General features: G+C 58.3%; 23 protein-coding genes and 1 tRNA gene. 14 read left to right on the top strand and 10 right to left on the bottom strand.

The window, feature by feature from the left end; translation table 11 throughout:
* Positions 1-28 precede the first annotated feature (28 nt).
* Positions 29-2,257 (bottom strand): FdhF/YdeP family oxidoreductase, encoded by a 2,229-nt coding sequence (locus HY011_07665; GenBank protein MBI3422801.1) that lies wholly within the window; start codon positions 2,255-2,257, stop codon positions 29-31.
* Positions 2,258-2,519: 262 nt separating this feature from the next.
* Here HY011_07665 and HY011_07660 point away from each other — a divergent pair, with 262 nt between their 5' ends.
* From HY011_07660 to HY011_07650, 3 genes are all read left to right on the top strand, one after another.
* A complete protein-coding gene (locus HY011_07660; protein MBI3422800.1) occupies positions 2,520-2,948 on the top strand; it encodes a YkgJ family cysteine cluster protein in 429 nt (142 codons plus the stop codon).
* A 63-nt stretch (positions 2,949-3,011) separates the two neighbouring features.
* A complete protein-coding gene (locus tag HY011_07655; GenBank protein MBI3422799.1) occupies positions 3,012-4,424 on the top strand; it encodes an oxidoreductase in 1,413 nt (470 codons plus the stop codon).
* 94 nt (positions 4,425-4,518) lie between these two features.
* Positions 4,519-5,922: a pyridoxal-phosphate dependent enzyme gene (locus HY011_07650; protein MBI3422798.1), complete on the top strand. Its 1,404-nt coding sequence runs from the start codon at positions 4,519-4,521 to the stop codon at positions 5,920-5,922.
* A 102-nt stretch (positions 5,923-6,024) separates the two neighbouring features.
* Here the strand turns inward: HY011_07650 and HY011_07645 are convergent, their stop codons facing one another.
* Complete coding sequence (locus HY011_07645; protein ID MBI3422797.1) at positions 6,025-7,233, bottom strand: sodium:calcium antiporter; 1,209 nt, start codon at positions 7,231-7,233, stop codon at positions 6,025-6,027.
* Positions 7,234-7,261: 28 nt separating this feature from the next.
* Positions 7,262-7,675, bottom strand: a complete 414-nt coding sequence (locus tag HY011_07640; protein MBI3422796.1) for a YjbQ family protein — start codon at positions 7,673-7,675, stop codon at positions 7,262-7,264.
* A gap of 183 nt (positions 7,676-7,858) precedes the next feature.
* Between HY011_07640 and HY011_07635 the strand changes: the two genes are divergently transcribed.
* Positions 7,859-7,932: transfer RNA gene (locus HY011_07635), tRNA-Ala, on the top strand.
* Positions 7,933-7,963: 31 nt separating this feature from the next.
* Here HY011_07635 and HY011_07630 read toward each other — a convergent pair.
* Entirely contained in the window at positions 7,964-9,190 is a 1,227-nt protein-coding gene (locus HY011_07630; protein MBI3422795.1) for a hypothetical protein, read from the bottom strand.
* Positions 9,191-9,348: 158 nt separating this feature from the next.
* Between HY011_07630 and HY011_07625 the strand changes: the two genes are divergently transcribed.
* The 10 genes from HY011_07625 to HY011_07580 all read left to right on the top strand — a co-directional run bounded on the left by HY011_07625 (position 9,349) and on the right by HY011_07580 (position 18,651).
* Positions 9,349-9,567 (top strand): DNA gyrase inhibitor YacG, encoded by a 219-nt coding sequence (locus HY011_07625; protein MBI3422794.1) that lies wholly within the window; start codon positions 9,349-9,351, stop codon positions 9,565-9,567.
* Positions 9,548-10,186 carry a TlpA family protein disulfide reductase gene (locus HY011_07620; GenBank protein MBI3422793.1) on the top strand — a complete coding sequence of 213 codons (639 nt, stop codon included), beginning with the start codon at positions 9,548-9,550 and terminating at the stop codon, positions 10,184-10,186. The genes HY011_07625 and HY011_07620 overlap by 20 nt, the downstream gene beginning before the upstream one ends.
* Before the next feature lie 59 nt (positions 10,187-10,245).
* Complete coding sequence (locus HY011_07615; GenBank protein ID MBI3422792.1) at positions 10,246-10,926, top strand: TlpA family protein disulfide reductase; 681 nt, start codon at positions 10,246-10,248, stop codon at positions 10,924-10,926.
* 86 nt (positions 10,927-11,012) lie between these two features.
* Positions 11,013-11,588 (top strand): TlpA family protein disulfide reductase, encoded by a 576-nt coding sequence (locus tag HY011_07610; protein ID MBI3422791.1) that lies wholly within the window; start codon positions 11,013-11,015, stop codon positions 11,586-11,588.
* A 150-nt stretch (positions 11,589-11,738) separates the two neighbouring features.
* Positions 11,739-13,172 carry a pyruvate kinase gene (gene pyk / locus HY011_07605; GenBank protein ID MBI3422790.1) on the top strand — a complete coding sequence of 478 codons (1,434 nt, stop codon included), beginning with the start codon at positions 11,739-11,741 and terminating at the stop codon, positions 13,170-13,172.
* 211 nt (positions 13,173-13,383) lie between these two features.
* Complete coding sequence (locus HY011_07600) at positions 13,384-13,839, top strand: hypothetical protein (GenBank protein MBI3422789.1); 456 nt, start codon at positions 13,384-13,386, stop codon at positions 13,837-13,839.
* Positions 13,840-13,998: 159 nt separating this feature from the next.
* The gene (locus tag HY011_07595) at positions 13,999-16,665 is read left to right on the top strand and encodes a M20/M25/M40 family metallo-hydrolase (GenBank protein MBI3422788.1); all 2,667 of its coding nucleotides are present in this window, start codon (positions 13,999-14,001) and stop codon (positions 16,663-16,665) included.
* 69 nt (positions 16,666-16,734) lie between these two features.
* Complete coding sequence (locus HY011_07590) at positions 16,735-16,941, top strand: type II toxin-antitoxin system HicB family antitoxin (protein MBI3422787.1); 207 nt, start codon at positions 16,735-16,737, stop codon at positions 16,939-16,941.
* The gene (locus tag HY011_07585; GenBank protein MBI3422786.1) at positions 16,938-17,150 is read left to right on the top strand and encodes a type II toxin-antitoxin system HicA family toxin; all 213 of its coding nucleotides are present in this window, start codon (positions 16,938-16,940) and stop codon (positions 17,148-17,150) included. The genes HY011_07590 and HY011_07585 overlap by 4 nt, the downstream gene beginning before the upstream one ends.
* A 49-nt stretch (positions 17,151-17,199) precedes the next feature.
* On the top strand, positions 17,200-18,651 hold the full coding sequence (locus tag HY011_07580) for an APC family permease (protein ID MBI3422785.1): 1,452 nt from the start codon (positions 17,200-17,202) through the stop codon (positions 18,649-18,651).
* Positions 18,652-18,665: 14 nt separating this feature from the next.
* Here the strand turns inward: HY011_07580 and HY011_07575 are convergent, their stop codons facing one another.
* The 6 genes from HY011_07575 to HY011_07550 form a co-directional block, all read right to left on the bottom strand.
* Entirely contained in the window at positions 18,666-19,574 is a 909-nt protein-coding gene (locus tag HY011_07575; GenBank protein ID MBI3422784.1) for a cupin-like domain-containing protein, read from the bottom strand.
* Positions 19,575-19,602: 28 nt separating this feature from the next.
* A complete protein-coding gene (locus HY011_07570) occupies positions 19,603-20,916 on the bottom strand; it encodes a GNAT family N-acetyltransferase (GenBank protein ID MBI3422783.1) in 1,314 nt (437 codons plus the stop codon).
* Positions 20,917-20,931: 15 nt separating this feature from the next.
* Positions 20,932-22,122, bottom strand: coding sequence for a GNAT family N-acetyltransferase (locus HY011_07565; protein MBI3422782.1), 1,191 nt, complete (start codon positions 22,120-22,122; stop codon positions 20,932-20,934).
* A gap of 40 nt (positions 22,123-22,162) precedes the next feature.
* Positions 22,163-23,383, bottom strand: coding sequence for a hypothetical protein (locus HY011_07560; protein ID MBI3422781.1), 1,221 nt, complete (start codon positions 23,381-23,383; stop codon positions 22,163-22,165).
* Positions 23,384-23,471: 88 nt separating this feature from the next.
* Positions 23,472-25,478 carry a hypothetical protein gene (locus HY011_07555; GenBank protein ID MBI3422780.1) on the bottom strand — a complete coding sequence of 669 codons (2,007 nt, stop codon included), beginning with the start codon at positions 25,476-25,478 and terminating at the stop codon, positions 23,472-23,474.
* A 103-nt stretch (positions 25,479-25,581) separates the two neighbouring features.
* Positions 25,582-26,895: a UDP-glucose/GDP-mannose dehydrogenase family protein gene (locus HY011_07550; protein MBI3422779.1), complete on the bottom strand. Its 1,314-nt coding sequence runs from the start codon at positions 26,893-26,895 to the stop codon at positions 25,582-25,584.
* Positions 26,896-26,903 lie beyond the last annotated feature (8 nt).

The following is a 26,903-nucleotide window of genomic DNA, read 5'->3' as shown; positions in this document are numbered from 1 at the left end:
ATCAATTCACCCACACGCCAATCGGAGCTTAGGCAAGACGTTCGACCTCAACCAACGCGTTGAAATCCGGGATGCCGCATTCGGGGTCGCACACGCCGCGTTTGAGCAGCACGTTGCCTTCGGGCCAGTGCACTTGCACGTTGCCGGGCGCGATGGGCGCGAGGCGGCAGCGTCCGCGCAGTTCGCCGCTTTCATTGTGCAAGCGAATGGCATCACCTTCTTTCAACCCCAGCCGCCGCGCGTCGTCCGCATTCATCAGCACGTCATTGCGATGAGCGCCATTCAAGGGGTCACGCGCGCTTTGCACCATGCTGTTGAACTGTTTGCCGCGCCGCGTCGAAAGCCGCAGCTTGCCCGCTGGAGTTTCCGCCGCCAGTTCGAGCACCGAAAACTGCGCGCGCCCGTCGGCGGTGGCGAAGGCTGGCTGGCCCTGTTCCGACTCGCACAACCGCGCGCCGCCCCATTGCACCTGATCGCCGGTTGTTTGCAACGTTTCGATGCCTGTGTAAGCGGGCACGGCGCGGGCGATTTCGTTGCGGATGGCTTGGCCGTCGGTGAAATGAATCAGGTGTGCGCGAGCGGGGTGTGCGCGTTCGGCGATCAACATCGGAATCTCCCATTCGTTCTTTGCCTCGCCGATGCGGCGACCAGGAATTTCGGGGCTGAAGAGGATGCGGCGTTCGGTCGTCGTCTCGGTGCCGCCGCCGCTTTGTTCATAGCGGGTGCGCGCGGGCAACAGCAACACGGTCTCGCGCGGTTCAACGAACATCTGCGGACTCAAAACAATGTCCTGATGCACGCGCAACGGCACGCGCGTCAATGCCGTGCGCACGAAATCAGGCTCCGGCAACGTTTCCAAAAAGTTGCCGCCGCTCTGATAGAACCAATCCAGTTCGCCCGCGTGCGCCGCTTCAATCATCTGCACGGCGTTCAAGCCTTTTGTGGTGGGCGGATCGAAGCCCCAGACTGTGCGCATGTGTGCCGCGCCTGCGGCATCAGCGGCGGTTCCCATCGCAAATTGATTCGGCACGCAACCGACTTCGGCGCCTCCTTGTACGCCGGAATGGCCGCGAATCGGGACGAGGCCACTGTGGGGCTGGCCGATGAAACCGCGCGCCAAGGCTAGGTCAACGATGGCGCGCACATTGGCGACGCCATCGGCGTGCTGCGTGATGCCCATTGACCAAACGAAGATGGCGGTTTTCGCCTCGGCCAGCAGGCGGGCGAAACGCAGCATCTCTGCGCGCGCTATGCCTGCGGCGGCTTCCAGCAATTTCCAATCGTAAGCGCGCAGCTTCGCCTTCAATTCAGCAAAGCCGTTGGTGTGCGTATTGATGAACGCTTCGTTCGTCCATTCGTTTTCGATCAGGTGTTTGAGCACGCCCGCGATAAAGGTACGGTCGCCGCCGGTGTGGACTTGGAAAAATTCGTCGGCCAGCTTGGTGCCGAAGAGCGCGCTTTCGGCCACCGACGGCACCCAATAACGTTCGAGGCCCGGTTCGCGGTAAGGGTTGACGACGGCGACGCGCGTGCCCTGTTGTTTGGCGTAGTAGATGTATTTGGTCGTCACCGGCTGGTTGTTCGGCGTGTTGCTGCCGAAAAAGACAAGCAGGTCAGTGCCGATCCAATCCTTGTAAGACACGGTCGAAGCCGCGACGCCGAGGGCCTGTTTCATCGCGACGGTCGAGGGCGCGTGGCAGATGCGCGCGGAGTTGTCTACGTTATTGGTGCCGAGGAAGCGCGCGACCTTTTGCGCGACGTAATACGCCTCGTTCGTCAGCCCGCGCGAGGTTACGTAAAGGGCGAGGCGTTTGGGATCGGTTTCGGCCACTTTGCTGGCCGCTAGTTGCAACGCTTCATCCCACGTCACGCGCGTGAAGCCGCGTGCGCCACGCCGCCGCAACATCGGATACGGCAGGCGGCCCAGTTCGCGCAATTCCGCCGCTGTCATTTGCGACAACTTGTCGGCGTCTTCCAACACGCGCACATCAAGTGCAGGCATGGTGTTCAGCCGCAGCAATTCCAGCCGCACCATGCACAAGTGCACGCCGTCCATCGTGTAATCGTGCAAGCCGCTGGTGCCCAACGCGCAACCGTCGCAAACGCCTTGCGAGAGGATGCGCCAGGCATACGGCAGTTGATCGCGGTTGCGCCAGACGATCTTCGCCATATCGAGATAGTGATTCGGCTTCACCTGGCCGAGGCCGTTGGGGGCGAAGCCGGCCCAGTGTTTGGGGTTCCAACCGGGTTTGCTCATGGTTGCCGTTTGAATCTCGTTGGACAGACGCAAGAATAAAGACAATTGCCACAGAGGCACAGAGGAAGAGGAGCAGAAAGAGAGGGAGCCGTATCCAAGCGTTTTCTCTGTGGCCCTGTGCCTCTGTGACAATGCCTTGCGTGAGTCGTAGTTCGTGGTTTTGCAGCGGCGCGGTTGCCGTTGTTTGTTGATGATGGTAAGTATGTCCCGCTTTAGCACGACACTGCAATCAAGCTGCTGCAAGCATTCAACACAAAACACTATGGCTAAAAAAGAACTCCCTGTCTTGCAGGCCAACGGGTCGAGCAAGGCCAAAACACCGCGTTTGAAATACGACTGCACGAAATGCGTGGCCTATTGCTGCACCTACGACTGGATTCGCGTCAACAAGGCCGACATTCAGCGGCTGGCAAAAGGCTTCGGCCTGAGCTACGAAGAGGCCGAGCGCAAGTTTACGAAGTTCGTGCCGGAATACGAAGGTGGGCAGCGCGTGTTGCGCCACCGCAAGGACACTATCTATAAAAGCGCTTGCCGTTTTCTGGATCAGACGGAACGGCGTTGCACGGCGTATGAACACCGCCCACGCACCTGCCGCGAACATCCTGAAGAGAGCCGCTGCGGGTATTACGACTTCCTGATGTGGGAACGCGAGCACCAGGATGATCCCGACTTTATTCCGTTACAGCGGTAACAGGCTGTTGCTCGCTGCTGCTGCGCACTTTCGGCGCTGAATTTCGTCAAGTTGTGGACTGCTATGAAACATAGAATTCGATTGACTCTCCTTGGTTGTCTTGTTGCGTTGGGCTGCGCGGCGACGTCGCTGCTTTTCCACGCCCGCGCGCAGCAAAAATCCACTGGCAAAGCTATGTCTGACATCCGCCTGATGACGCTCGACCCGGGACACTTCCACGCGGCGCTCGTGCAAAAAGAACCCCTCACCGATGTTTCCCCAATCGTGCACGTTTATGCGCCGCTGGGGTTTGATCTCTACGAACATCTCAAACGCATCAATGGCTTCAATACGCGGGCGGCCAACCCGACGCAGTGGCAGTTAGAGATTCACACCGGCGGCGACCCGCTGGCGCGTATGCTGCGCGAAAAGCCGGGTAACGTCGTCGTCATCGCCGGACGCAATGCCGGCAAGATTGATCGCATCAAAGCGAGTGTCGAAGGCGGTATCAATGCGCTGGTAGACAAACCGTGGATCATCAATGCGGGCGAGTTTCCCAAGCTGGAAGCCACGCTGAATACGGCTGAGGCAAAGCGGCTGATTGCTTACGACATCATGACCGAACGGTCAGAGATCACGACGATCCTGCAACGCGAATTGATCAATGATGCGGGCATTTTCGGCACGATGCAGAAAGGCTCCGAAAGTGATCCGGCCATTTATATGGAAAGCCTGCATCACCTTTACAAAGTCGTGTCGGGCGCGGTCAACGTTCGTCCGGCCTGGTTCTTTGACGTAAAGCAGCAAGGCGAAGGCGTATCTGACGTGGGCGTGCATCTGGTGGATTTGGTGCAATGGATGGTGTTTCCCGAACAGGCGCTCGACTATCGCAAAGACGTCAACGTGCTCAGCGGCAAACGCTGGCCGACGGTGATTCCCAAGGATGATTTCAAGCGCGTGACGGGCGAGGCGAACTTCCCGGCTTTTCTTGCGCCGAATGTGAAAGACGACAAGCTGGAGTATTTCTGCAACGGTTCGCTGACCTACGCGCTGCGCGGTGTGCACGCCAAGCTGGATGTGATCTGGAATTACGAAGCCCCTGCTGGAAGCGGCGATACGCATGTGGCTTGGTTCAAGGGCACCAAGGCGCGTATCGAAGTGCGGCAAGCGCAACAGCACACGATTCAGGTGATCCCGAATAACGCGGCGGACAAAGCGGCGATCTGGGCTGCGCTGCAAAAGAAAGTCGCGGCGCTACAAGCCAAGTATCCGGGCGTGGCGGCGGTGGACGAAGGCGACAAATTGCGTGTGACCTTCCCCGACAAATACCGCGATGGACACGAAGCGCACTTCGGACAGGTGGCGACGCGCTTCTTTAGCTATATGCGCGACCCGCAAACGCTGCCCGCGTGGGAGAAGGCCAATATGCTGGCCAAGTACTACACGACGACAAAAGGGTTGGAGTTGGGCTATCGCGCGACCACGGCGGGAAAGTAACCAAAAAACAAGCCGGTCATCATTGACAGGATTCACGGGATTGGTGATCTTTGAATCTCCATCCAAGTGAATCCTGTCGTTTTTTGGAGATGGCATGAATTATAAAAACAACGTCCTCGAACTTATCGGCAATACGCCGCTCGTCAAACTCAACAAGCTGACCAAAGGCCTGAAGCCGCTTGTGCTGGCCAAGATGGAATCGTACAACCCCGGCGGCAGCGTCAAAGATCGCATCGGCATTGCGATGATCGAGCGCGCCGAGCGCGCGGGCGATCTGAAACCCGGCGGCACGATTGTCGAAGCCACCAGCGGCAACACCGGCATCGGGCTGGCGTTGGTCAGTGCGATCAGAGGCTATCGCTGCGTGTTCGTAATGACGGAAAAGGCGAGTCAGGAAAAGGCGCGTTATCTGAAAGGTCTGGGCGCCGACGTGATCGTCGTATCGGCGGCGGCCAAACCTGACACGCCGGAGCATTACGTCAGCGTCGCCAAACGCATTGCGCGCGAGACGCCGAATGCCATCCTGACCAATCAATATGCCAACCCAGCCAATCCCGAAAAGCATTTCAAAACGACCGGGCCGGAGTTGTGGGAAGCAACCGAAGGCCGCCTTACGCATTTTGTCGCGGGCCTGGGCACGGGCGGCACGATCAGCGGCACGGGGCGTTATCTGAAAGAGCAGAACCCCAATATCAAAATCATCGGCGCTGATCCGGTTGGTTCGGTGTTCAAGACCTACAAAGAGACCGGCAAGCTGATGAGCGCTTCGCCATACTTGGTCGAAGGCATTGGGCAGGAATTGATCCCCGAAAACGTCCATCTGAAATACGTGGACGAGATCATCAATGTGACCGACCGCGATTCGTTTAGCACGGCACGCCGCCTGTGCCGCGAGGAAGCCATCTTTTGCGGCGGCAGCACGGGCACGAACGCCTGGGCGGCGTTGAAGGCGGCAGAGACGGCGGGTGAAAACGACATCATTGTGTTCATCGTGTGCGATACAGGCGAGCGCTACTTGTCAAAATTCCTGTCGGACGAATGGCTGAAAGAGAAACAATTGCTGGGGCCGGAGCGCATGACGCTGAGTTTGCTCAACGAATCGAAGCTGCACGCCGGGAAGCCGCGCCTGATTTCCATCTCACCCGATACGTTGATCGGTGATGCTTTGAAGTTGATGAACGAGCGTGGCCTCTCGCAATTGCCGGTGCTGGATGACGGCAAGGCTGTGGGCAGTGTGCGCGAAAGCCATTTGATGGCGCGCTTGCTGGATGAACGTTCGCTGCTCAATGAGCCGGTGCGCGCCGTAATGGATGAAGCCTTCCCAGTCGTCAGCGAGACGGTGGACGTCGAGCGCGCGATGAAGTACCTGAAAGAATCGCCCGCGTTGTTGGTCGAAGAATACGGACGCATCGTCGGCATCATCACGCGCCACGATGTGATTGATATTGATAGCCGTTCGGTAATTGATGGGCGGGCATGGCCGATGTTCGATCACTGAAGACAGTACCGCGCGCGTGAGCACGCGGCGCTGTCTCTCTCACCCAATGAGCATTAGGTGACGGCCCCGCTTGCTCACGCGCGCGGTACTGCACCAGTTGCGTCAAAACTTCGACGGATCGCACCTGCGCAACAACAACGCATTCCACATCATCTGCCGCCGAATCCGCGAGGTCATGATCATTGCAGTGGCCGCCACCAAATAGATGCCGCTGAAAATGTAGCGAATCTCTGGCTGTGGAAAGAAGAATTGCGCTAGAAACAACACGAGCAACAAGACGCCTTCCCACAATGCCAAACGGAAATCAGAAATGATAACAGCGGCAAACAGCGATTGCGCCGAGGTCAGCAGCAATTCCTCTTTGTGCAAGCTGCTCAACTCCATCGGCACCCACGCGCCGACCGCCAGCGCGTAAACCAGCGGAATCGCGCCGACCAGTAGCGTCCATTGATTGACCTTTGACGAAATCAGCGCGCCGAGGCCCGTCGAGCCTTTGCCTTTTAAGGCGAAGAGCAACGCCACCAAGCCTTCGGGCGATTCCGAGGCCAGCGGCGCGAGCCATTGCACCAGCAGAAACTGATTGACGCCGTAAACCGTACCCGTTGCTTTCAACCCTTCGGCAAAGGGTTCGGAAGAAAACCAAATGACCAGTCCGGCGAAGCCGAACATCAGCAACACGGCCAAGCGCCGCGCGCCATCGCCGAGCCGCTGATCCAATTCACCAGCGACGCCTTCCAAATCCGGCTCATCGTGTTTTTCGCCCTGCGAAGCACGGGCGGCGTAAAAAAGAAACAGGGCGAAGAGCACTACGGTGTCGAACAGCGAAAGCGTGCCCTTTAGCGGAATCACCAGCGTATACACCGTGGCCAACAGCAGCAGGCTCAGTTCCAACCCTTGCGAATGATCCAGTTCGACCGCTTTTTTACCGTGCTTGAAATAATAGACAATTGCCACCAAGGCCCAGCCAACGCCGATGAGGATGCGGTTTGCGCCGGTCATGTTGGCCACGGCCAAGCCTTCGTGCGTGCCCGCCCGGCCTTCGGCCCAAGCGTAATGCAAGCCGATGGCGTATTCAGGCAGGACGCTGATCAGTGCTAATGCAATCAACGCCAGCGCCCGGGGGATGTCGCGTTCAGAAAGCTCTGCGCCCCAACTCAACAGAAATGCCGCGCCAATGATGGCCAGACCAGAGAGCGCCGAAACCTGGGCGGGATGGCTGGCAACCAAGTGATGGCCCTCACCAGTCAAGACAAAGAAAAGCCAAGGCAGGGTGATAGCGATGGCTAGAAATAACCAAATTAAAGTTCGCATGCGTGTTCGTAGTTCGATTGATCAAAGGTTATGCGCCGATGATTTTGATGATGACGCGTTTGCGGCGCTGGCCGTCAAACTCCGCGTAATAAATTTGTTGCCAGGTGCCCAGGTCTAACTCGCCTTTGGTGATCGGCACCAGCACTTGATGATGCATCAATAGGTTTTTCAGATGCGCATCGCCATTGTCTTCGCCGGTTTGATGATGGCGGTAATCGGCGCGCATCGGGGCTAACCGCTCCAACCATTCATCAATGTCGGCAATTAAGCCATCTTCAGCATCGTTGATGTACACCGATGCCGTGATATGCATGGCTGAAACCAAAACAAAGCCTTCCTGCACGCCGCTGGCACGGAGCGCCGCCGCCACTTCGTCAGTGATATTGAGATACTCGCGCCGTTTCTTGGTCTGAAACGTCAGATACTTGGTGTAAGACTTCATGTTGCTGCTCTTGGGGATGAATGCGGCGACATCTTAGCCAACCGGCGGGAATCTTTCCACTTGGCTTTCAAAACTGGCTAGCAGCGCTTCAATCCAAAGGGTGGCTTGACGGAGTTGGGTCGGTTGGCTAAGATGCCCCCGCTTTCGCACGAAAGCATTTTGATCACGATCCTTTGAAAATGTGGGGCTATAGCTCAGCTTGGAAGAGCGCTGCAATGGCATTGCAGAGGTCGTCGGTTCGAGCCCGACTAGCTCCACTCCCTAACTCTCCGCTAACGCAACCCGCGCTCACTTTCCTTCTTCAATTCCAAAATAACGATTCCAGCGATAGACGTCTGAGAATTTGCCGTCTTTGATGTCGTTGCCGAAATGGCGCGCAATGACCGCCGCCGGGTCAAAAAACCATTCGCCGCGTGGGCGGTTCCGCTCGCTTTCATCAAACCAGGCCCACGGTGGCCGGGCCTTGTTTTTGAATCCTACGCTGCCGCGAAAAGCCGCGCCGAGCTGGCCGAATTCGTGTTCAGTGCTCAATGGCGTTTGACCGGTTTGGAATTTCATCGCGCTGCGTTTTTGATAATCCAGCGTTTCGCCAAAGGTGTCATTCTCGCCTTTGGTCGCGCGCGCCCAAAAACTGTCATAGATCGAGAGCAGATCGTAGCCGATGGTTTTCCCATCCGCCTTCTCGCCCAGCGTTTCGTGGTCTTCCGCCGTGCCGGTGTATTGATAGGTCAGCAACCCGGCGACACGTGGATTGATTTGTGTGCTATCGCCAGTGTAGCGATAGAGGCCGTGCCCTTTGGGTTCGACGTAAAGACGCGGATGCGCGCCGCTCAACTCAAGCGGATCACCGATGCTGCCGGGAGCCGCCGCTGTGCGGTACTTGTAATAGCCATTGTGCGCCATCGTTTCGACATACAGCACCTGTGCCTGGGTTAAGTCTTCGCCATGTTTTTCGGCCACGACCAGACAGCCCTCTAAATCATTTTCGTGTGAGAGCGCGACATCGTTGACCTTGTCCACAGTGGGGTCTTTGATCTTGCCGAGTTGGGGCAGTGAGAGGCGGATGGCGCTGTCCAGAATCATCGAAGTGGCCGTCCCGCCTTTGTAATCGCGTGGGTGAAAGACAGCGTAGTGCACAAAATAATGCGTTTCAGTTTCGGCGACGGAGTAGTAGATATAGGCGCGCAACGCGAAGTTACGTTTATCCAGGTTGTACCAATTGTTGTCGCCTTTCCAGTCGCCATCAAAATCGAAGTTGGTGATGTAATCGGCGCGCGGGTTGTCGCCCAGCCCTTGCAGAAAAATGGGCGCAAATTGGGCGGCGATCCGTTTTTCTTTGGCGGTAGCCTCTGAGGGTGCGGGCGCGGTTTCTGGTGCAGTAGGTTTCGCCTCGCGTGGCCGGAGGTTGCGCGGTGGATTTTGCGTGGATGTTTCGTGCGCGCTGGTAAGGCGCGCGGGTTCTTGCGCAGGCACGGCCAAATTGACGAAAAGCAGCGCAAAAAGCAGCAATCGCATACGTTCTCCTCATGATCTGTTGACGAATCAACGGCAGCGGTGCCGCCACTCTAACGCAAGCCTGCGCGGCTGGCTACTAAACCGGTTTGGACTTCAGACAAAATTCGGTATCATACGGTTTCGTTCAACACTAACCGTTTCTGCCGAGGATTGTACCGATGCGCCGTTGTCCCACGTGCCGCCAACCCGTAGATTGGGAGCAAAGCGAGTTTCGCCCGTTTTGTTCCGAACGCTGCCAAACGATTGATTTGGGGCGTTGGGCCTCAGAGGAATATCGGGTGCCATTGATGGAAAGTTCTGATGGTTTAACCACTGATTTTGACCGCGACCCGGTCGCGCAGTCTTTTGATGATGAGCATGAAGCATTTCGCTATTAAACAATTCCTGCCCGCGCTTTTGTTGAGTGCGGCGTTTTGCACACTGGGCTGCGACAACGCCGCCGCGCCAAAACCGGTGGCGAGTTCGGGCGCCAGCTCAACCAGCGACGCCATTCCGGCCAGCGCGATGCCCAAATCCACGGGGCAGCCCAGCGGCGAGGCCATCGAAACCGCGCAAGCGTTGTTGGTGCCCAAGCACGCGGGCGGTTCGCTGAAACTGAATGAGTATCGTGGCAAAGTCGTCGTCGTGGATTTTTGGGGCACCTGGTGCGCGCCTTGCCGCAAACAAGCGCCGCAGTTGGCTGAATTGAACAAACGCTACGGTGCCAAGGGGCTGGCCGTCATCGGCATGAGCCTGGACGATCAAAAGACCGATCAAAAGCTCGTCAACGATTTCATCAAACAAGTCGGCATCAATTACACCATCGCTTATCCGAGCCGCATCGTGACCGATTCTTTTCTGAAAGGCACCGAAGACGACAGCGGCTCGCCGCCGATTCCGCAACTTTTCATCTTCGGCAAAGACGGCAAGCTGGTTGATCATCTGGTCGGCGAACGTCCTGAAAAAGGGCTGGCCTATCTCGAACAGGTTGTCACCAAGCAACTGGGCACCACATAAACCTGGCCGCCACCGCCGTGGCGTACTAATTTCTCACTTCTGTAAGGAGTAATTTGGCAATGGCAGCAACGACACTACACCAACTTTTCTCTTCCGCGCGCGCTCTGGGCGCACTGATGGCCAGTTTGTTGTTGGCCTTAATGGTCAGCGCCGCGCCGCGTTTGGGGGCGGATGACATCCCCGAATTGCCGCTGGCGGATGGGTCGGGCGATACGCCTGAGATGATTCTGAAACTGGTGCCCCCCAATGCCGGGCCGGTGGTGGGCGCGCAAAAGGCGATTAAGCTTTCCAGCTTGCGCGGCAAGGTCACGTTGCTGGATATGTTTTGGTCGAAATGCCCGCATTGCGAGGAACACGCGCCGCACGTGACGGAATGGAACACGGCGTATAGCAAACGCGGTCTGAACATCTTGGGACTGGCCACCGATCAGGAAACAGACCTCGCCAGCGTGCGCTCGTTTATGGCAAAGGCGAAAACTCCTTACCCGGTCGCCTTCATCACGAATATGGTGGTGGCCTATTACGCCGACAGTCACGATCATGGCGTGCCGCAAATGATTCTCTTTGGCGCGGACGGCAAAATGGTCAAGCGCACCATCGGCTGGAACGAGAAGCTCGGCGAAGAGATGAAACAGGCGATTGAAGAAGAATTGAAGAAAGTTGCTCCCGCGCCTGCCACCGTCAAACCTGGCAGCAAAGCGACGGCCAAACCGGTCGCGCAAAAAACCAAGCAAGGCTAGTTGAAAAAGTAGTCGGTAGTTCGGTAGCCATTTCAAATGGCTACCGAACTACCGACTACCGACCACTGTTTCCCACGAGGTTCACCATGCGTTTTCATTCCGCCGCCCGCGCTGCAAGATTGTCTCTGCTCGCCACGTCCGCATTATTTGCGTTGTTATTAGGGGCCGGGCTGCCTGCCATTCCAGTGGCACAAGCCAAAATCAAAATCGGTAATTTCCCCAAAGATGCCGCCGCCAAACATCCGCTGCGCACGCTGGACGGGCGCGAGTACAGTTTGGCTGGGTTGCGCGGCCAGGTCGTAGTGCTGGAATTTATGGCCGTCTGGTGCGTGCATTCGCGCGATCAGGTGCCCGCGCTGAACAAGTTTGATGACGAAGATCGCGAGCGCGGGTTAAAGATCATCGGCGTGATGCTGACCGACACCGAGACTTCGCAACAGCGCGTGCAGCAATTCATCAAAGATCAAAAGATCGAATTTCCGCTGACGATGCTCTCTTATGACACGTTCGAGAAATTCATCGAGTCAAAGGATACGGGCGTGCCGCAAACTTTGATTTATGGCCGCAGCGGGCGGCTGGCCGGGCATTTTGAAGGGCAGGATGCCAATCTGGATGCGAACCTGACGGCGTTTATCAAACAGGAATTGGATAAGAAGCTCTAAACACACACACACCTTGATGATGAAACGGCCACCAAGAGCCGCCAGCACGAATTGCCTGCACGAATTAGATGCGAGCGACCAACAACCTGAGCACTTTTCACGATCACTCGTTCCCCTTCGGTCAATCACGACCACCATCAGAAAGACACAATGAAAAAAGCTAAGATTGTTGCGACCATCGGGCCAGCCTCGCGCGCGCCCGAAACGCTGCGTGCCTTGATGCAGGCCGGGATGGATGTCGTGCGCGTGAATATGTCGCACGGCTCCCACGAATCGCACGCCGAAACCATCCAGACCGCGCGCGCCATCGCCGCTGAACTCAACCATCCACTGGCCATCCTACTCGACCTGAGCGGCCCCAAAATCCGCACCGGCAAGTTGCGCGACCACCAACCCGTGCTGTTGGAAGCCGGCCAACAATTGCTCATCACCACGCGCGAAATCGAAGGTGATGCGACCATCGTTTCGACCGGCTACGTGCATTTGCCCAATGACGTGAACGCGGGCGACCGCATTTTGCTGGCGGATGGCTTGATTGAACTGAAGGTCGAACAAACCACCAAGACCGAGGTCGCGACCCGTGTCATCAACGGCGGGCTGCTGGGTGAAAACAAAGGCATCAACGTGCCCGGCGTGAAACTTTCAGCGCCTTCGCTGACCGAGAAAGACCGCGCCGATTTGACCTTTGGTTTGCAGCAGTGCGTGGATTACGTCGCGCTCTCGTTCGTGCGCAGCGCCCGCGATTGTATCGGCGCGCAGACCCTGATCGAATTCCTCGGCAGCCACGTCCCACTCATCGCCAAGATCGAAAAGCGCGAGGCCCTCGACGACCTCGATAACATCATCGAAGCCTGCGACGGAGTGATGGTCGCGCGTGGCGACTTGGGCGTTGAAACCTCAGTCGAGAGCGTGCCCTTCCACCAAAAGCAAATCATCGCCAAAGCCAACGCCGCCGAAAAACTGGTCATCACCGCGACCCAGATGCTCGAATCCATGACCCACGAACCGCGTCCCACGCGCGCCGAAGCCTCTGACGTCGCCAACGCCATCCTCGACGGTACCGACGCCGTGATGCTTTCGGCGGAAACGGCGACCGGGCAATACCCTGTGGCGGCGGTCGAAACGATGGCCCGCATCATCAGTTTCACCGAAAGCAACTGCCCGCTCGATCAAGCGCGCGCGCTGATTCACCATCAGCAAAAGGGCACTGAGGGCCGCGCCATTGCTGAGGCTGCGATATATGCCGCGCAGGAGTTGCGCGCCAAATGCATCGTCGTATTTAGCAAATCGGGCACGATGGCCCGGCATCTGGCGGCGTTGCGCCCGGCCCAGCGCATCATTGCGCTCACGCCGAACGAGCTGACGCGCAACGCACTGGCGGCGATTTGGGGGTTGGAACCATACGTGCTCGATTTCAGCGGACACAGTTCTGAATTGCTCGCCCGTGTGGATGAAGCGTTGCTGACGCGCGGGTTGGTGCAACGCGGCGAAATGATTGTTGAGATGGCCGGGCGGGTGCCGGAAAAACCGACGCTCTCTTCGATGATGAAGTTGCATCGCGTCGGTGAGATTGAAGCCAATTGAGCCACGACGGTCAGCCTAAACCATATCGTTTGGTGTTGTTCGATTTGGGGTATGGCAAGTTCCTCGCAATTTTCCTCACGTCAATAATTTCAAAGTAAATCAGCAATTTAACAACGTTTCAGCCACTGGCACGGCAGATGCAATTAGGCAGGCCGAGTTCCTGAAACGCAGTTGCAGAGGGGCAACGCAGTCTTCAGGCGTAAGGAGGAATATGAACTTCAAGACGTGGAAACAAACTGCTCTGAAATTGGCTTTGGCAACGGCGTTTCTGATTCCCGCAGGCGCGGCGAGTTCTTCAATTGCCTACGCGCAAATCTGGCAGCGGCCTGACATCTGGCGCGATCAACAAGACCGCCGCGACGAGCGCCGTGATGACCGTTGGGAAGATCGCCGTGACCGGCGGGATGATCGTTGGGATGATCGTCGTGATGACCGCTTGGGCAATCGCGGCCGCAACAGCAACTGGTATCGCGAACAGGAGCAAAAAGGCTTCCGCGATGGGTTGAATCGTGGGCAGGAAGACGCGCAATCGCGCCGCAACCCTGACCCGAACAATTCCAGCCATTATCGCAGCGGCAACGAAGCCTATCGCGATGGCTTCCGCGATGGCTATCGGCAAGGCTACCGGCAATATGATCGTTACAACCGTGACCGCCGCCGTTACTGAGCCTGCGTCAGCACCGCAACATGCCAAGCCGCCCACCGGTTCCAAGCCGGTGGGCGGCTTTCTTTTTAGCCGCCTGTTTGTGCCGCCAATTGACTTTTCAGCCCAGTAAAGCGAGAAGAGAGCCAACATCATATTCATCAATTGGCGGAGACCTTCACCATGAAAAAACTGCTTGTGTTCACGCTGGCCTGGTTGCTCTTGTGCATTACGCAAGGCAGCCACAGTCAAGAGCCAAACCTGGCTGACCTGCGCGCGGCTAACGATGCCTGGCAAAACGGCCAGTATGCCGATGCCTTGCGCGGTTATCAGCGTTTGCTCAAAAGTTCGGTGAGCGAACAATTTCTCGAAGCGATTGCGCTGCAAACGGGCGAATTGTTTCAAACCACCGAACTCACCACCGATGGACGCAATCCGAAGCTCAGCCCCGATGGCAAGCTCATCGTTTATGAAACCGGCCCGGCCAAAGCGACGGTGACGCGCGTCGTGGCAGTCGCCAATCCTGCCGCCACGCTCGCCGAATTGCCCGGCATCGGCGCAGCCATCGCACCCGCGGGCCGCAAGGTTGTCTATCTGAAATTGCCCGCCAGCGACGAACTCGTCAAAGCCCAAGCCGCCCTCGACAGCGCCCAAGGCATTGCGCGAATCGGCGCACAACAGGCACTGACACGCTTGCAAGGGAAACTGGCGCAATTGATCGTGCGCGACCTGACGACGCGACAAGAGGTTGAATTGCCGACCGCTGGCTTGCTCAAGACTTCGCCCGTCTTTGCCGCCGATGGCGAAACGGTGTTTTTCGTCGGCGTGCAAGAGACGCAAACCAATCGCAATGATGTTTACGCCTTCGCGCCCGGCGCGTTGCAACCCGTTGTTGTCACCGATGCCGAGGGATTCAAAACTGCGCCCGTTGTTGATCCAAATGGCAAAGTCTTGCTGGTCACGATGCCGAACGCGAACCCTTTCGCTGCGCCGCGCCCCGTGCCCAATCAACCTGCCGGTAATGCTGCTGCCGATACTGGACAAGGAGCTGGTCAAGGTGGGGGCCAAGGCCGCGGAGGCGGAGGCGGAGGCGGCGGGTTTGGTGGTGCGACGCGTTTTGGCATTGTTGATCTCGCCACCCGTAAGGTGAGGGCGTTGGATGGCACAGCCTTCACGCTCGCCGATGATGGTTCGACGGTCGCCTATCTCACCCGCAACGGACAGGAGAACAGCCTCAACGTCATCCCCACAAGCGGCGGTGATCCATCCACGGTGTTGAAAACGACCGACCGGCTCGACGCGCCCGCCTTTGCGCCTGATGGACAGCGGTTGGCCTATCAACGAATGACGCGCGACGATTGGGAGGTCTATCTAATTCAGCGCGATGGCAAGAACGAGACGCGGCTGACGCGCGAGATTCAGCACGATCTGTTGCCGCGCTTTCTCGGCCCTGATCGCTTGCTCGGCGTCATCGGCGAGCCGCGCCATCGCCGTTCGTATCTTTACGACCTGAAAACCAATCAGCGCCTGCGCCTCTTTCACAACAACACCGTCCGCACGATTGCGCCGGAATACAATTGGGCCGCTTCGCCCGATGGCACGAAGCTGTTGATTCAGGCCGACCGCGATGGCGACACGGTGTCGAATGAGCGCGGCGTTTATCTGATGGATTTGAGCCGCCGCGTGACCAAAGCCGAGTTGCTGGCGCGGCTGGAAAAGAACCTGGCCGCCGAAGTCGCGCTGCAAACCGAAGGGCAAAAGATGTACGCGCCCATCGCCGCTGATGTGCGCGGCGTTGTCGCGCAAGCCTCGACCAATCGCATTTTTGAATACGAAAAGATGTTATTTGATTTCGATTCCAAACACATCTCGCGGCCCGGCAACAAGCTGGCGTCGGAGTATCTGTTCGGCCTATACAAGTCGTTCGGCTATGAGCCGGAATATCAATGGTTCGAGCCGCGCGGCGCGCTGGGCGGCAAGACGGCCAACGTCGTCGCCAAGCTGACCGGCACTGAAAACCCTGAACTGATTTACGTCGTCGGCAGCCACTACGATTCGGTTGCCGTAGGCCCCGGCGCTGACGATGACACTTCCGGCACGGCGGCTTTGCTCGAAGCCGCGCGCGTGCTCGCCAAACATCCGCAACCCGCGACGATCATCTTCGCTTCGTTCACCGGCGAAGAGGCGGGACTGTTGGGCAGCCGCGAATTCGTGCGGCGCGCCCAAGCCGACAAGCTGCAAATCGCCGGCGCGCTTAACAACGACATGATCGGCTGGGCCAACGACAACCGGCTCGACAACACGATTCGCTATTCGAACGACGGCATCCGCGACATCCAGCACGCGGCGGCGCTGCAATTCACGCGGCTGATTACCTACGATTCGCGCTATCACCGCAGCACCGACGCGACGGCCTTTTTTGAAGCCTACGGCGACATCGTCGGCGGCATCGGCTCTTACCCGGTGCTGGGCAATCCGCACTACCACCAGCCGCACGATTGGCTGGAAGGCATCAACCACCAACTCATCACCGAAACCAGCAAGACCACCGTCGCCACGCTGATGCTGCTGGCTTCCAGTCCGGCGCGGCTCAAAGATTTGAAGGTCGTCAGTTACAACGGCAAGACGGCGGAATTAAGTTGGGCCGCCGCGCCGGAAAAGAGTGTGAAGTCGTATGTCGTGACCGTCGGCAACGGCCCGCGCGTGAAAGTCACGGCCCCGCGTGTGTCGCTGCCCAACGTCGCGCCGGGCACGGTGGTGAGTGTGAAGGCGGTGAATGCGCGGGGGTTGGAAAGTTGGGATTGGGCGCGGGTGGCGATTGCTGTGTCAGCGACTGCCAGCGGGCGTTGAAAATCAGACTATAATCACCGCAACATCACGACGAATGAAGGCAGTATGAATGTAGCTTGAGGTAATGCTATGAACTTTACGATTGAACTTGAGCAGGAAGCGGATGGCCGTTGGCTGGCCGAAGTAACCGACATGCCTGGTGTTTTGGTCTATGGGCAAAGCTCTGACGAAGCGTTGGCGCGCGTGCAAGCACTGGCTTTGCGCGTGCTGGCTGACCGGCTCGAACACGGCGAGCGCATCCCGCAAATGTTGAGCGTTTCTTTCAAAGCTGCATGAAACAGTGGCCGACGACAAAAGCCAAACGCCTATTGGCCGCGTTGCTACGGCTGGGTTGGAGTGTCAAACGGCAATCCGGCTCGCATCGCGTGCTGGCGCGTTCAGGTTGGGCCGACTTCGTTTTTGCGTTTCACGATAACGAAGAGATTGGCCCGCGCATGCTGGCGCGCATTGCCAAGTCAACGGGCCTCAAACCAGAAGACCTCTAACCACGCTTGGAGATGCGCCTTTCCCCGTCAAGTTTGCAGGAGCGAATGGATGAATACCGACCGCGATTCCGCCGCAACCGAACTCCGCATCGCCGAACAATCCATCGAAGCCCACTCCGCCGTCTTCAAAAAAGAACTCGGCCTGACCGACCTCGTGCTCACGCAAATCCTGTTTATCGTCGGACTGAGTTGGGTCGGCGCGGCGGCGAAGCTGGGGCCGTCGCATACAGTATTTTGGTTGCTGGCAATCATCCTGTTTTACATCCCGTCGGCGGTGGTCGTGATTTATCTGAACCGGCTGATGCCGCTCGAAGGCGGGTTGTATCAGTGGGCCAAGCTGGGCTTCAACGAATTCATCGGCTTTCTGGTGGCGTGGAATCTGTGGCTGTATGTGATCGTGCTCACGTCGGAAATCGGGCTGCAAGTGGCGACGTATTTGTCATACGCGCTGGGGCCGCGCGCGGCGTGGCTGGCGGGCAGCAAATGGTTCATCGTGACCGCGAGTTGCGTCGTCATCGGCGCGCTGGTGCTGGTGTCTACGCTGGGATTGGGCGTCGGCAAATGGGTGCACAACACGGGCGCAGTGATGATGCTGGTGATCTTTGCGGCGCTGATTGCGTTGCCGTTGTTGAATGTGTGGCGCGGAGCGATTCCGTCGTATCAGCCGTTGCCGCTGGCAATGCCGGCGTTCACGCTGTTTAGTTTGAACATCCTGGGCAAGCTGGGTTTTGGCGCACTGGGCGGCTTTGAATACGTCGCCATCCTGGCGGGCGAATGCCGCGACCCGGTGCGCACGATTGGCCGCTCGGTGCTGATCGCCGCGCCGATCATCGCGGTGATGTTTATTCTGGGCACGAGTTCGATGCTGGCGTTTTTGCCGCCCGCGCAGATTGATTTGATCGGCCCGATTCCACAGGTCTTGAGCCTCGGCGCGCGCCCGTTCGGCATCGCGGCGCAAATCGTACCGGTGGCGATCCTGATGGTGATGTGTATGCGGCTGGCACAGGCGAGCGTGAATTTTACGGCGAACGCGCGGCTGCCGATGGTGGCGGGCTGGGATCATCTGCTGCCCGTATGGTTCACGCGCTTGCATCCGGTGCGCAAAACGCCGGTCAATTCGATCCTGTTTGTCGGCGCGATGATGCTGGGCGTTGGCTTGGCGGGCGTGACCGGCGTGGGCGAGCAGGAAGCGTATCAGTTATTGCAAAGCGGTTCGGTGATTTTTTACGGCTCGACCTATCTGGTGATGTTCGCCGTCCCGATCATTGGCTTGCGCGGCGTCGAACCGCGTCCGCCGCTGTGGTTGCGCGTGGCGGCGGTGTCGGGGTTTTTGATGACGCTACTGAATCTGGCGCTTTCGATCTTTCCGATTGTCGAAGTGAGAAGCCAGGCGTCTTTCTCGCTCAAGGTCGGCACGGTCGCCATTGTGGCGAATCTGGCGGGCGCGGCGTTTTTTCTGGTGGCTGAAAAGAAACGGCGCGCACACGTTTCAGCGAAGTGAGACAGTACCGCGCGCTAGGCGGCGCGCCTGAACAGCGTTTGTGCCCGCCGCCACGCGCGATAGGCATTGGCTTTGAGCACATCCTGCCATTGAACCGCGTCTGCTGGCGTGGGCGTCAGGCCGAATTTGCGCAGCCCCGCATTCACCCGAAAAACCATCTCGCGCTTTTCCGAAGCAGGTGTGCGAAACGTGATGCTGAACGAGATCGAAACCGTCGGGCCGTTTTTGACCCAGTGCGGCGCGGTGATGGGGAAGTGCAAGCCGTCGCCGGGTGTGAGTTGAAAGACCTGTGCGCTGGCTTGGTATTCGTCTTTGAAGGTCAGATTACGGTGGCCGCCGGTATAGAACTTTTCCAATTCGAGTTCGGAAAGGATCGAACGGTCGGCGCGGTCGAAGAGGCTGATCTGTTTCTGTCCGCGAATTTGCAGCAGGAAGTTGTATTCGTTGTCTATGTGATAGGGCGTGACCGAGTCCGGCGAAGTGATGAAGATGTAGCCTTCGCGTTTTGACATGCCCGGCACGCTGCGTTCTGAGAACGCTTTGATTTCATCCAGACAGGCATTGAGCAGCGCCGCATAGGCCGGGTCTTGTTCGACGTTTTTCAGCACCAGCCAGGAACGGCACTCTTCGATGCGGCGAATCGTTTCTGCAATGCTCAAGCCGTTTTGTGGCGTCGTCGCCGGGTCTTGGCTGACCGGAATGTTGCCGGCGTTGTATTCGACGCGCTCTGCCGGCAGGCGTTGCGCCAATTCAATCAGCCGGGGCAGCGAGAATAATTCATGCCCCGCCAGATAGTGCCGGATCATAAACGGGCGCTGCGGGAAATTGGCCTGCCAGGCAGCCGGTTCGAGGGTCAAGTACGGGCCTGTTTTTGAGGCTGTTGGGGTTTCAGAAAAATCTGTTTGCAGTTGGGTGGCGACCATCGTTGTTACCTCCGTTGACAGTCTTCGGCTAACTTTGCGCGGGTAGATGCGCGAAGAATTTGCGTTTGACCCAGCGCAAGAGCGGTGCGACTGAGACCAGGAAACTGCCGCCCCCTTTGCCCGTCGCCACCAGCATGGTTTGCATGGTGCGGCGCGACAGCCACAGGCGGTTGATCATGAAATGTTTGCTTGTCGCGCACGAATCCATCCATTCCAGTGGGGCCATGTCAGTTGATTCGTGCACGCGGCGAATGTTTTCCAATTCCAATTGCGCGCCCGGCGAATAGCTGGCGAAGGCTTCATCAAACGCGATCTTGAAGGCGAACGCGCCCGCGCCTGAGAGCAGGTTGCATTTCATGGCGATGGGCTGGCCGTCGAGTCGCAGCGCCAGAAACATCAATTGGCCGCGTTTGGCCGCCGCGCGCGCGATTTGCAAAAAGTATTCGCGCGAGGCCTGGGCCGAGGCCAGCGCCGAACCTTCAGCGCCTTTCCAACCCTGCGCTTCCAGTTGCAGAAATTGTTCGAGCCAGACTTCGGTGTCAGCCTCAGTGTCCATTGGTGCGTCCGCCAGGAACGAGACAAATTCGAGTTGGCCCTGTTCGCGCAGCAGCTTTTCCTGACGGCGTAATTCTTTGCGGCGTTTGCCAGAGAGCGCGGCGTTGATATACGCCTCGCTGGCGGCGGCACCCACACCCATGCGTTCCAGCAAGGCCCGGTTGAAGCGCTCTTCGACGCTCAACAGGGTGCGCGCCCGGTTGAAATAATCCGTCAGCAATTGCTGGAAGAGGCCATCGCCCGTGACGTATGCCAGTTTCAGCAACGCGCCCGTCTCAGGCGCGCGGCCCAGCCAGCCGAAAAAAGCGGCCAGACAATCGCCCGCGTATTCGGGCCGGAGCAGCGGTGTGCACAGCACGCAGTATTTATATTTCCAGAGGCTGGTATAGCTGACCGGCAAGCCTCGGAAACGGGCATGCCTTTGCAACGGGAAGAAGCCGCAGAGCACCGGCTTGCTGCCTTCGTTCGAGGGGCCGGTCGCGTATACCAGCACGAAGCTGAGTTGCGCTTCAGCGCCAAAGGCGGCCAATGCGGGCAACAGCATCCACGATTCATAAAAGACATTCGGTTCGATGGTGTTGGCCGCCAATTCATCCCAGGCCGTGAGGTGCGCCGCCAGTTCCGCTGCACTGTGCACAATGGTCAGCGACATCCGCTGGCCTTCGGAGGCGAACTGGCATTTGCGGGGCGGGCGTGTGGCCGGGTGTGCGGCGGGCGCGACTGCCTGTAACTTTGGCGCAGGGCCGGGGCGCGGTTCAGTGATGAGTTGAATGCTGCTTGCGTACATGGGTTTTCAATGCGCTCAACTTGTCGGTTTGCTTTGCTGCAAACGCGCCCGCACGGCGCGGCGCGCGCGTGACAACAGCTTGCGGGTTTTCATGCCGGTCGTATAGAGCAACGTGCCTAAGGTCGGGCGGAAGACTTCCAATTCAAAGGCCGCGCGCGTCGTCTTCGTCCAGGAATCTTTGTAGGCCGCACCGCCGCCCATGAAATCGAATTCACGAAGGTGCGGGTCTGTGACGCAATCCCGAATGCAATGCGTGAGCATCACGCTGCCCAGGCTGTGCCGGGCGTATTCCATATCAAAGCCGCCCTGGAAGTAATGCGCGACGCCGTTGTGCAGAAAGGCGACTAAGGTGGCGACACACTTGCCATCGAATTTATACGTCCAGAACGCCAGCCGGTTTTCGCGCAAGGCCTGCCGCATGGCCGCGCGCAAAAAGCTCTCAAACCTGGGATAAGCGAACGAGCCGCTTGCGCCTTTGGCTTGCCAGCGCATCTGATGCAGCCGCACGAAATCATCCAGCCCAGTTTCCAACTCGCTTTCCGTCTCGACACGGCGAAACTCGGTGGCGAATTGCTTTTGCAAATTGCGCGCACAGCGGTCGTTGTTGCTGCCGAATTTGCGCGTCCAGTTTTGTTGCGTGGTTTCCCAATCGGCGCTGACATCAAGATGATGCGGATGATCGCAAACGCCGACGCGCGCGGCTTGACCGAAGGCTGGTTGCAAATGCGAGAGCGTTTTCGATTGCTCTGGGATATTCCAGAGCCACAGCCGATCCCAATCGCGGCGCTGCAACAGAAAGGCTGCGCACGTTTCGGCGAACAGGCGTTCACAGCCGCGGCGCGCCAAGAGGTCGAGATGTTCGCTGGTTTTGAGGCCCGCGCCCGTGCCCAGAAAATTCAAATCGCGCAGATGCGGCACGCCGCAGAAGCGGCGTTGTTGCCAGTAAAACGGCGCCAACCCGATCAAACGATTCTCGCTGTCACGGCAGGTGAGCAAATACAGCTTGCTTTGGGGCGGCGCATAGGTTTGCCACCACAGCCGCACCCACGACCAAGTTAGGAAGAAGCTGCTTTGCGCGCAATGCTCGATCAACTCTTCCCAGTCTTCACACAACGCATCTAGCGCCGCGTCGTCGTGGTGCACTTGCACCTGCAACGCCGCCGCCGAAGCGAGCTTGAAGTGCGTGTGAAGGATGGGTTCAGCCAATGCCAGACTGCTTTGCATCAATGCCTCTTGCGATCAAAACCTATGCTGCCGATTGCGCGCGCGCCGCTGTCAACGTCATAGCCGCAGGCCGCTGTTGCGCTTCCAATTCCATGATCTGCCGCAAGCGGTAATTGCGGTATTGCCCCGGATTGCCGCTGTGGCCATCCGTTGCCGCCAGCACGATGTTGAGCGCCTCACGCGCTGACGCGAAGTGCAGCTTGAATTGTCCGGTGCGCTCGCTCAGTTCCAGCATCTCTGTCCAGAAACGCCGCGCCGTTGCGCCGACGGTCGCCTCCTGGTCGCCGGGGAAAAAACCGTGGCAATACAATTTGACGAACACCCATTCGGGCCGTCCTTTGACCGCGATGTTCGCGTTGCGCCACAACTCGAAGCGCGTGCGATTGAACGTGCAATTGGCGGTCAGCACGCCGTCTTCGACGCGTGGCACGGGGATGCCTCGTTTGCGCCGCTTCCAATCGAACACCAGCGGGCCGGCTAGCAAGACCGGAAAAGAAGGCTGCCGCCCGGTTTGCGTGTGTGGCCCCGAACGATGCGGGATGGGTTGGTCGAGCGGATGACCGCATTCGTAAATGTCGTTGATCTGCGCAACCTGCGAACTCCAGGGGAACGAGGGCAGCGTCAAATCGGAAACACAACCGGTGTCGCGCAAAATCTGCATCTCGTCGTCTACGCCGCAGGCAAAGCCGCCGCGCGAATTGGCCAGCGCAAAGTTGCCGTGAACGAAGCTGTACTTGGGTTGCGGGTCATCAGGAAACCTACCCAAACAGCGATGGCGCTCGGCCAGCACATCGCGGAACTCGGTGATTCCGGCGCGAAAGTTGGCCGAATTGTCGGGCGCATTGACGCCGTGGTGCCAATGGATTTCGACTTCGCCATAACCGCCCGCTTGCAATTCGGCCAGTTGATCGAGGATGTCGCGGTGGTACTGTTCGCCAGGGTAATAGTTCGTATGCTGAAAGGCCGCGCTATCGCTGTCGCGCACGGCATCGCCGGTGAGCTTGGCCTCGCGGCACCAGCTTTCGACCTTCTTGATTTGATTGGGCAGCGTGTCTAGTTGCCCACGTTGCGGGCACCAGCCGGGTTCGTAATGGTTGGAGACGATGAAAATCAAATGGTGCAGTTCGTTGCCATCTGTCAGCCGCCGCAGGCGTTCGCCCAGCCGCCAGAATGGATAGCGCACCAGCCAGGGCAGCGACCATTTGATTTTGTTGGACCAGGTTTGCTCGAAATTTCTGTTCATTGGGTTGTCGCTCACATGCACAAAAGCACTTTGGCGCACCGCCCGAAGCCGCGCGCCAAAGTGCCTGGCACCTGCGAGCGCGCTGTCGTCAGCGTATGTTCACGCGCACCGTGTTCGCCGTCTTGCCGTCCACGGTCAGCACCACATCCAAATCGGCATTCCTGCCGATCAACGAACGTGGGATCAACGCGTTGATCTGATCCAAACCAGCCAGACTGCCTTGCGCCTGGGCGAAGTTGACCGGCGCCTCCACGCCGCCGACTTTTACATTGACCGCCGTCAATCCAGTACGATTGCGCACGCCCGTGGCGTACAGAATCAGGTAAACCTGATCGCTGGCCGGCCCCAGATCAATCGGACTGGTCACGAGACGATTCGTGCCGGCGTCGAGCCGCGCCACCGACTCATAGCTCTGCGCGCTGTTGCGAATGCGCAGCGCCACTGCCGCCGGGACGCCTTGTCCGTTGGCATTGGCGGTGAAAAGACCCGGCGCCACGCGTTCGATCTGCACCGTTCCGGCAGCTTGACTGCCATCGCCACTGGTAACGGTGATGGTCGCGCTACCTGCCGCCGTTCCGGCGGGCACGATGAAATTCACCTGACCCGACGAAACAAAAAACAATGGCGCATTGCGCGTGGTTCCCGCCGCATCGCGCACGCTGACGGTGGTGCTTAGCAGCGTCGTCGGCAAGGGTTGCGTTGTCGCTGCTTGTCGGCCCGTCGCTAGATTCGTGCCGAACGCGGCAATGATCGTCTCCGGCGCAAATGCGGCGTTACTAAAACTCGCCGCCGAAACGCTTGCCAGCGCGCTGACGTTGCTGCCCGGATTGAGCGGGAGCAGAAACGCATCGGCGTAAAACGGGAGTGGATACGTCCCGAAATTGCTATCAAAGAGCGCATAGCGTCCGTCGCGACTGAGGCTGGCGCGCGGCGTCCAGTAATAATCCTCGCGGTCGCGGCTGCGGTGATGCGCCAGGCGGCGGCGCTCCGAACCGTCCAGCTTGACCAGCAACACTTCGTTGTAGCGCGCCTTCCACAAGCTTTGCCAATTGCCGGGCAGCGTGTCGTTGGGTTTGGCGGTGCCGCTGGCATCGGTGGTGGTAATCAAGGCCCACGGATGGCCGCCGGAATTGTTCACGCTGATGCTGGCATCCAAGTTGTAAAACAGCGGCAGCAAACAAGTCTTTTGCCCATCCGCCAAGCGCAGCTTCTGAATGCCGCTGGTTTCGCAACCCGCCGCGGGTTGCGGATCGTTTTCGGCAGTGAAGACCATGATTTCATCGCCATTCACATCGCGGCCCAAATCGGCGCGCGCGTTGTAGCCGTATAGCTGGCGCTGGAAATTCATGTTCGGGTCGAACAACTCGAAGCCTTTGTAACGGCCCGCGCCCTGTCCGCCCCAGCGCACCACGACGTTGCCGCTGGGCGTGAAATCCGAAAAGACGATGCCGCCTTGCGCGCCGACATCCAGCGTGGCGCTGAGTGCGTCAGTGCTCAAACGATAAACGCTAAGCACGGATTGCCCGCTTTTGTAACCAATGATCAGCAGGGCATCGCCATCCGCCGAAAGCTCGCCGTCATTCACGCCGAAGCCAATCGAATCGAATTGCGCAAAGGTGCGTAGCGGCGTTTTTTGCCGGGTGCGCAAATCGTAGCGGAAGAGTTGATTGCCCTGATGAAAGTAAAAGATGCTCGCATCCGTCGTGCTCCAACGCGGTTCGGGCAAGCGGCCCAGCGCCAGATCAGTCGGGCTGATAATCACGTTGCCGCTCAGATCGGCGACGTAATAATCGCCCCCTTTCACCAGCAGCAAGCGCGTGTTGTCGCGGTTGAACGGAGAAATCGTCGCGTATTCGTGATGCACGGCGTCAATGAACTGACTCAGCCCGTTGCTCACGCGCCGAATCGTTGTGCCATAGGCGCTGTCGGTGAAAGTCGCGCCTAAGGCGGGCGGTGTGAAGCCGGTGTAATTGTCCGGCAGTTTCACTTGCCCGGTGTCGAGCACGCCGTAATTGGTTTGCGCGCTGGCCACCGGCCACAGGCCCGAAGCTGGCCCGCTTGAAAAGCTCACCAAACCTAAAATGACAAAGAACAAAACCGCCGCAAGGACCCCGCTTGCGGGTGAGGATGAAGACTGCATCTGCACTCCCTTTCTGTTGGGGGGGAGTGTTTGAAATGAAGAGACTTGCTGTTAGGGGCTACCAGCAAATCCCCTGATACGATTTTGATTGTTCGCCGCCTTCGACCAGGCGGACGAGATCAATCACGACACGACCGTTGTTCAGGTAATCGTGCACGGCGCGATACTCTTCCGATTTCTTGCCGATCACGATGACTTCGGAACCTTCGATCACTTGATGAATATCCTCGCGCATCAGCGAGGCGATGTGCGGAATTTCGCGCTCGATGTATTCGCGGTTCGCGCCGAAGAGGCGCGCCAATTCGACTTCTTTGTCATAGATCGAAAGCCGATAGCCTTTGCCGATCAGCATTTCGATCAACGCCACCAACGGGCTTTCGCGCAGATCGTCGGTGCCCGCTTTGAAGCTCAAGCCGAGCAAACCGACCTGCTTCTTACCGGTTTGCGCGATCATATCGGCGACGCGCTCGACCTGTAGCCGATTACTGAGCATCAGCGAATTCAACATCGGCGTCTCGACATCCAGCGAGCGTGCTTTGTAAGTCAGCGCGCGCACATCTTTGGGCAAACACGAACCGCCGAATGCGAAGCCGGGTTTCATGTAATAGGCCGACAGGTTCAGTTTGGTGTCCTGACAAAACACGTCCATTACTTTGTGGCTGTCCACGCCGAGCGCTTTGCAGATGTTGCCGATTTCGTTGGCGAAGGTGACTTTCAACGCGTGGAAGCTGTTGCAGGCGTATTTGACCATCTCGGCTTCTTTGACCTTGACGCTCAGCACCGGCGCTTGAATGTGCGCGTAAAGCTTGCGCACCAGGAAGGCGGCTTCTTCATCGTCCGCGCCTACCAGCGTGAAAGGCGGATGATAGAAATCGTAAATCGAAGTGCCTTCGCGCAAAAATTCGGGATTGATCGCCACGCCGAAATCGCGTCCGGCTTTCTTGCCAGAACATACTTCCAGCGTCGGGATCACGACATCGTGAATCGTGCCGGGCAGCATCGTGCTGCGCATCACGACGACGTGATAGCGCGACTTGGTTTCGAGCGCCGAGCCGATCTGTTTGCAGACGCCTTTGATGTGGGCGAGATCGAGGCTGCCGTTGTGATTGCCCGGCGTGCCGACGCACACCAGCGAGACATCCGACGCCAGCACGGCCTCGGCGGCTTCCGTCGTCGCGCGCAGGCGGCCTTCTTTGACGCCTTGGGCCATCATGTCTTCGACGCCCGGTTCGACCACGGGCGAACGGCCTTCGTTGATGATCTTGACCTTCAGTTCATTGGTGTCGCAGCCAATCACTTCGTGGCCGCTCTCGGCAAAACACGCGGCTGAGACTGCGCCCACATAACCCAATCCGAAAATACTGATACGCATATAACTCC

It is taken from the genome of Acidobacteriota bacterium (assembly GCA_016196035.1).
Lineage (GTDB): Bacteria > Acidobacteriota > Blastocatellia > RBC074 > RBC074 > JACPYM01.
Note: the sequence above shows the minus strand (reverse complement) of the source record. Positions and strands in the feature narration are given on the sequence as shown.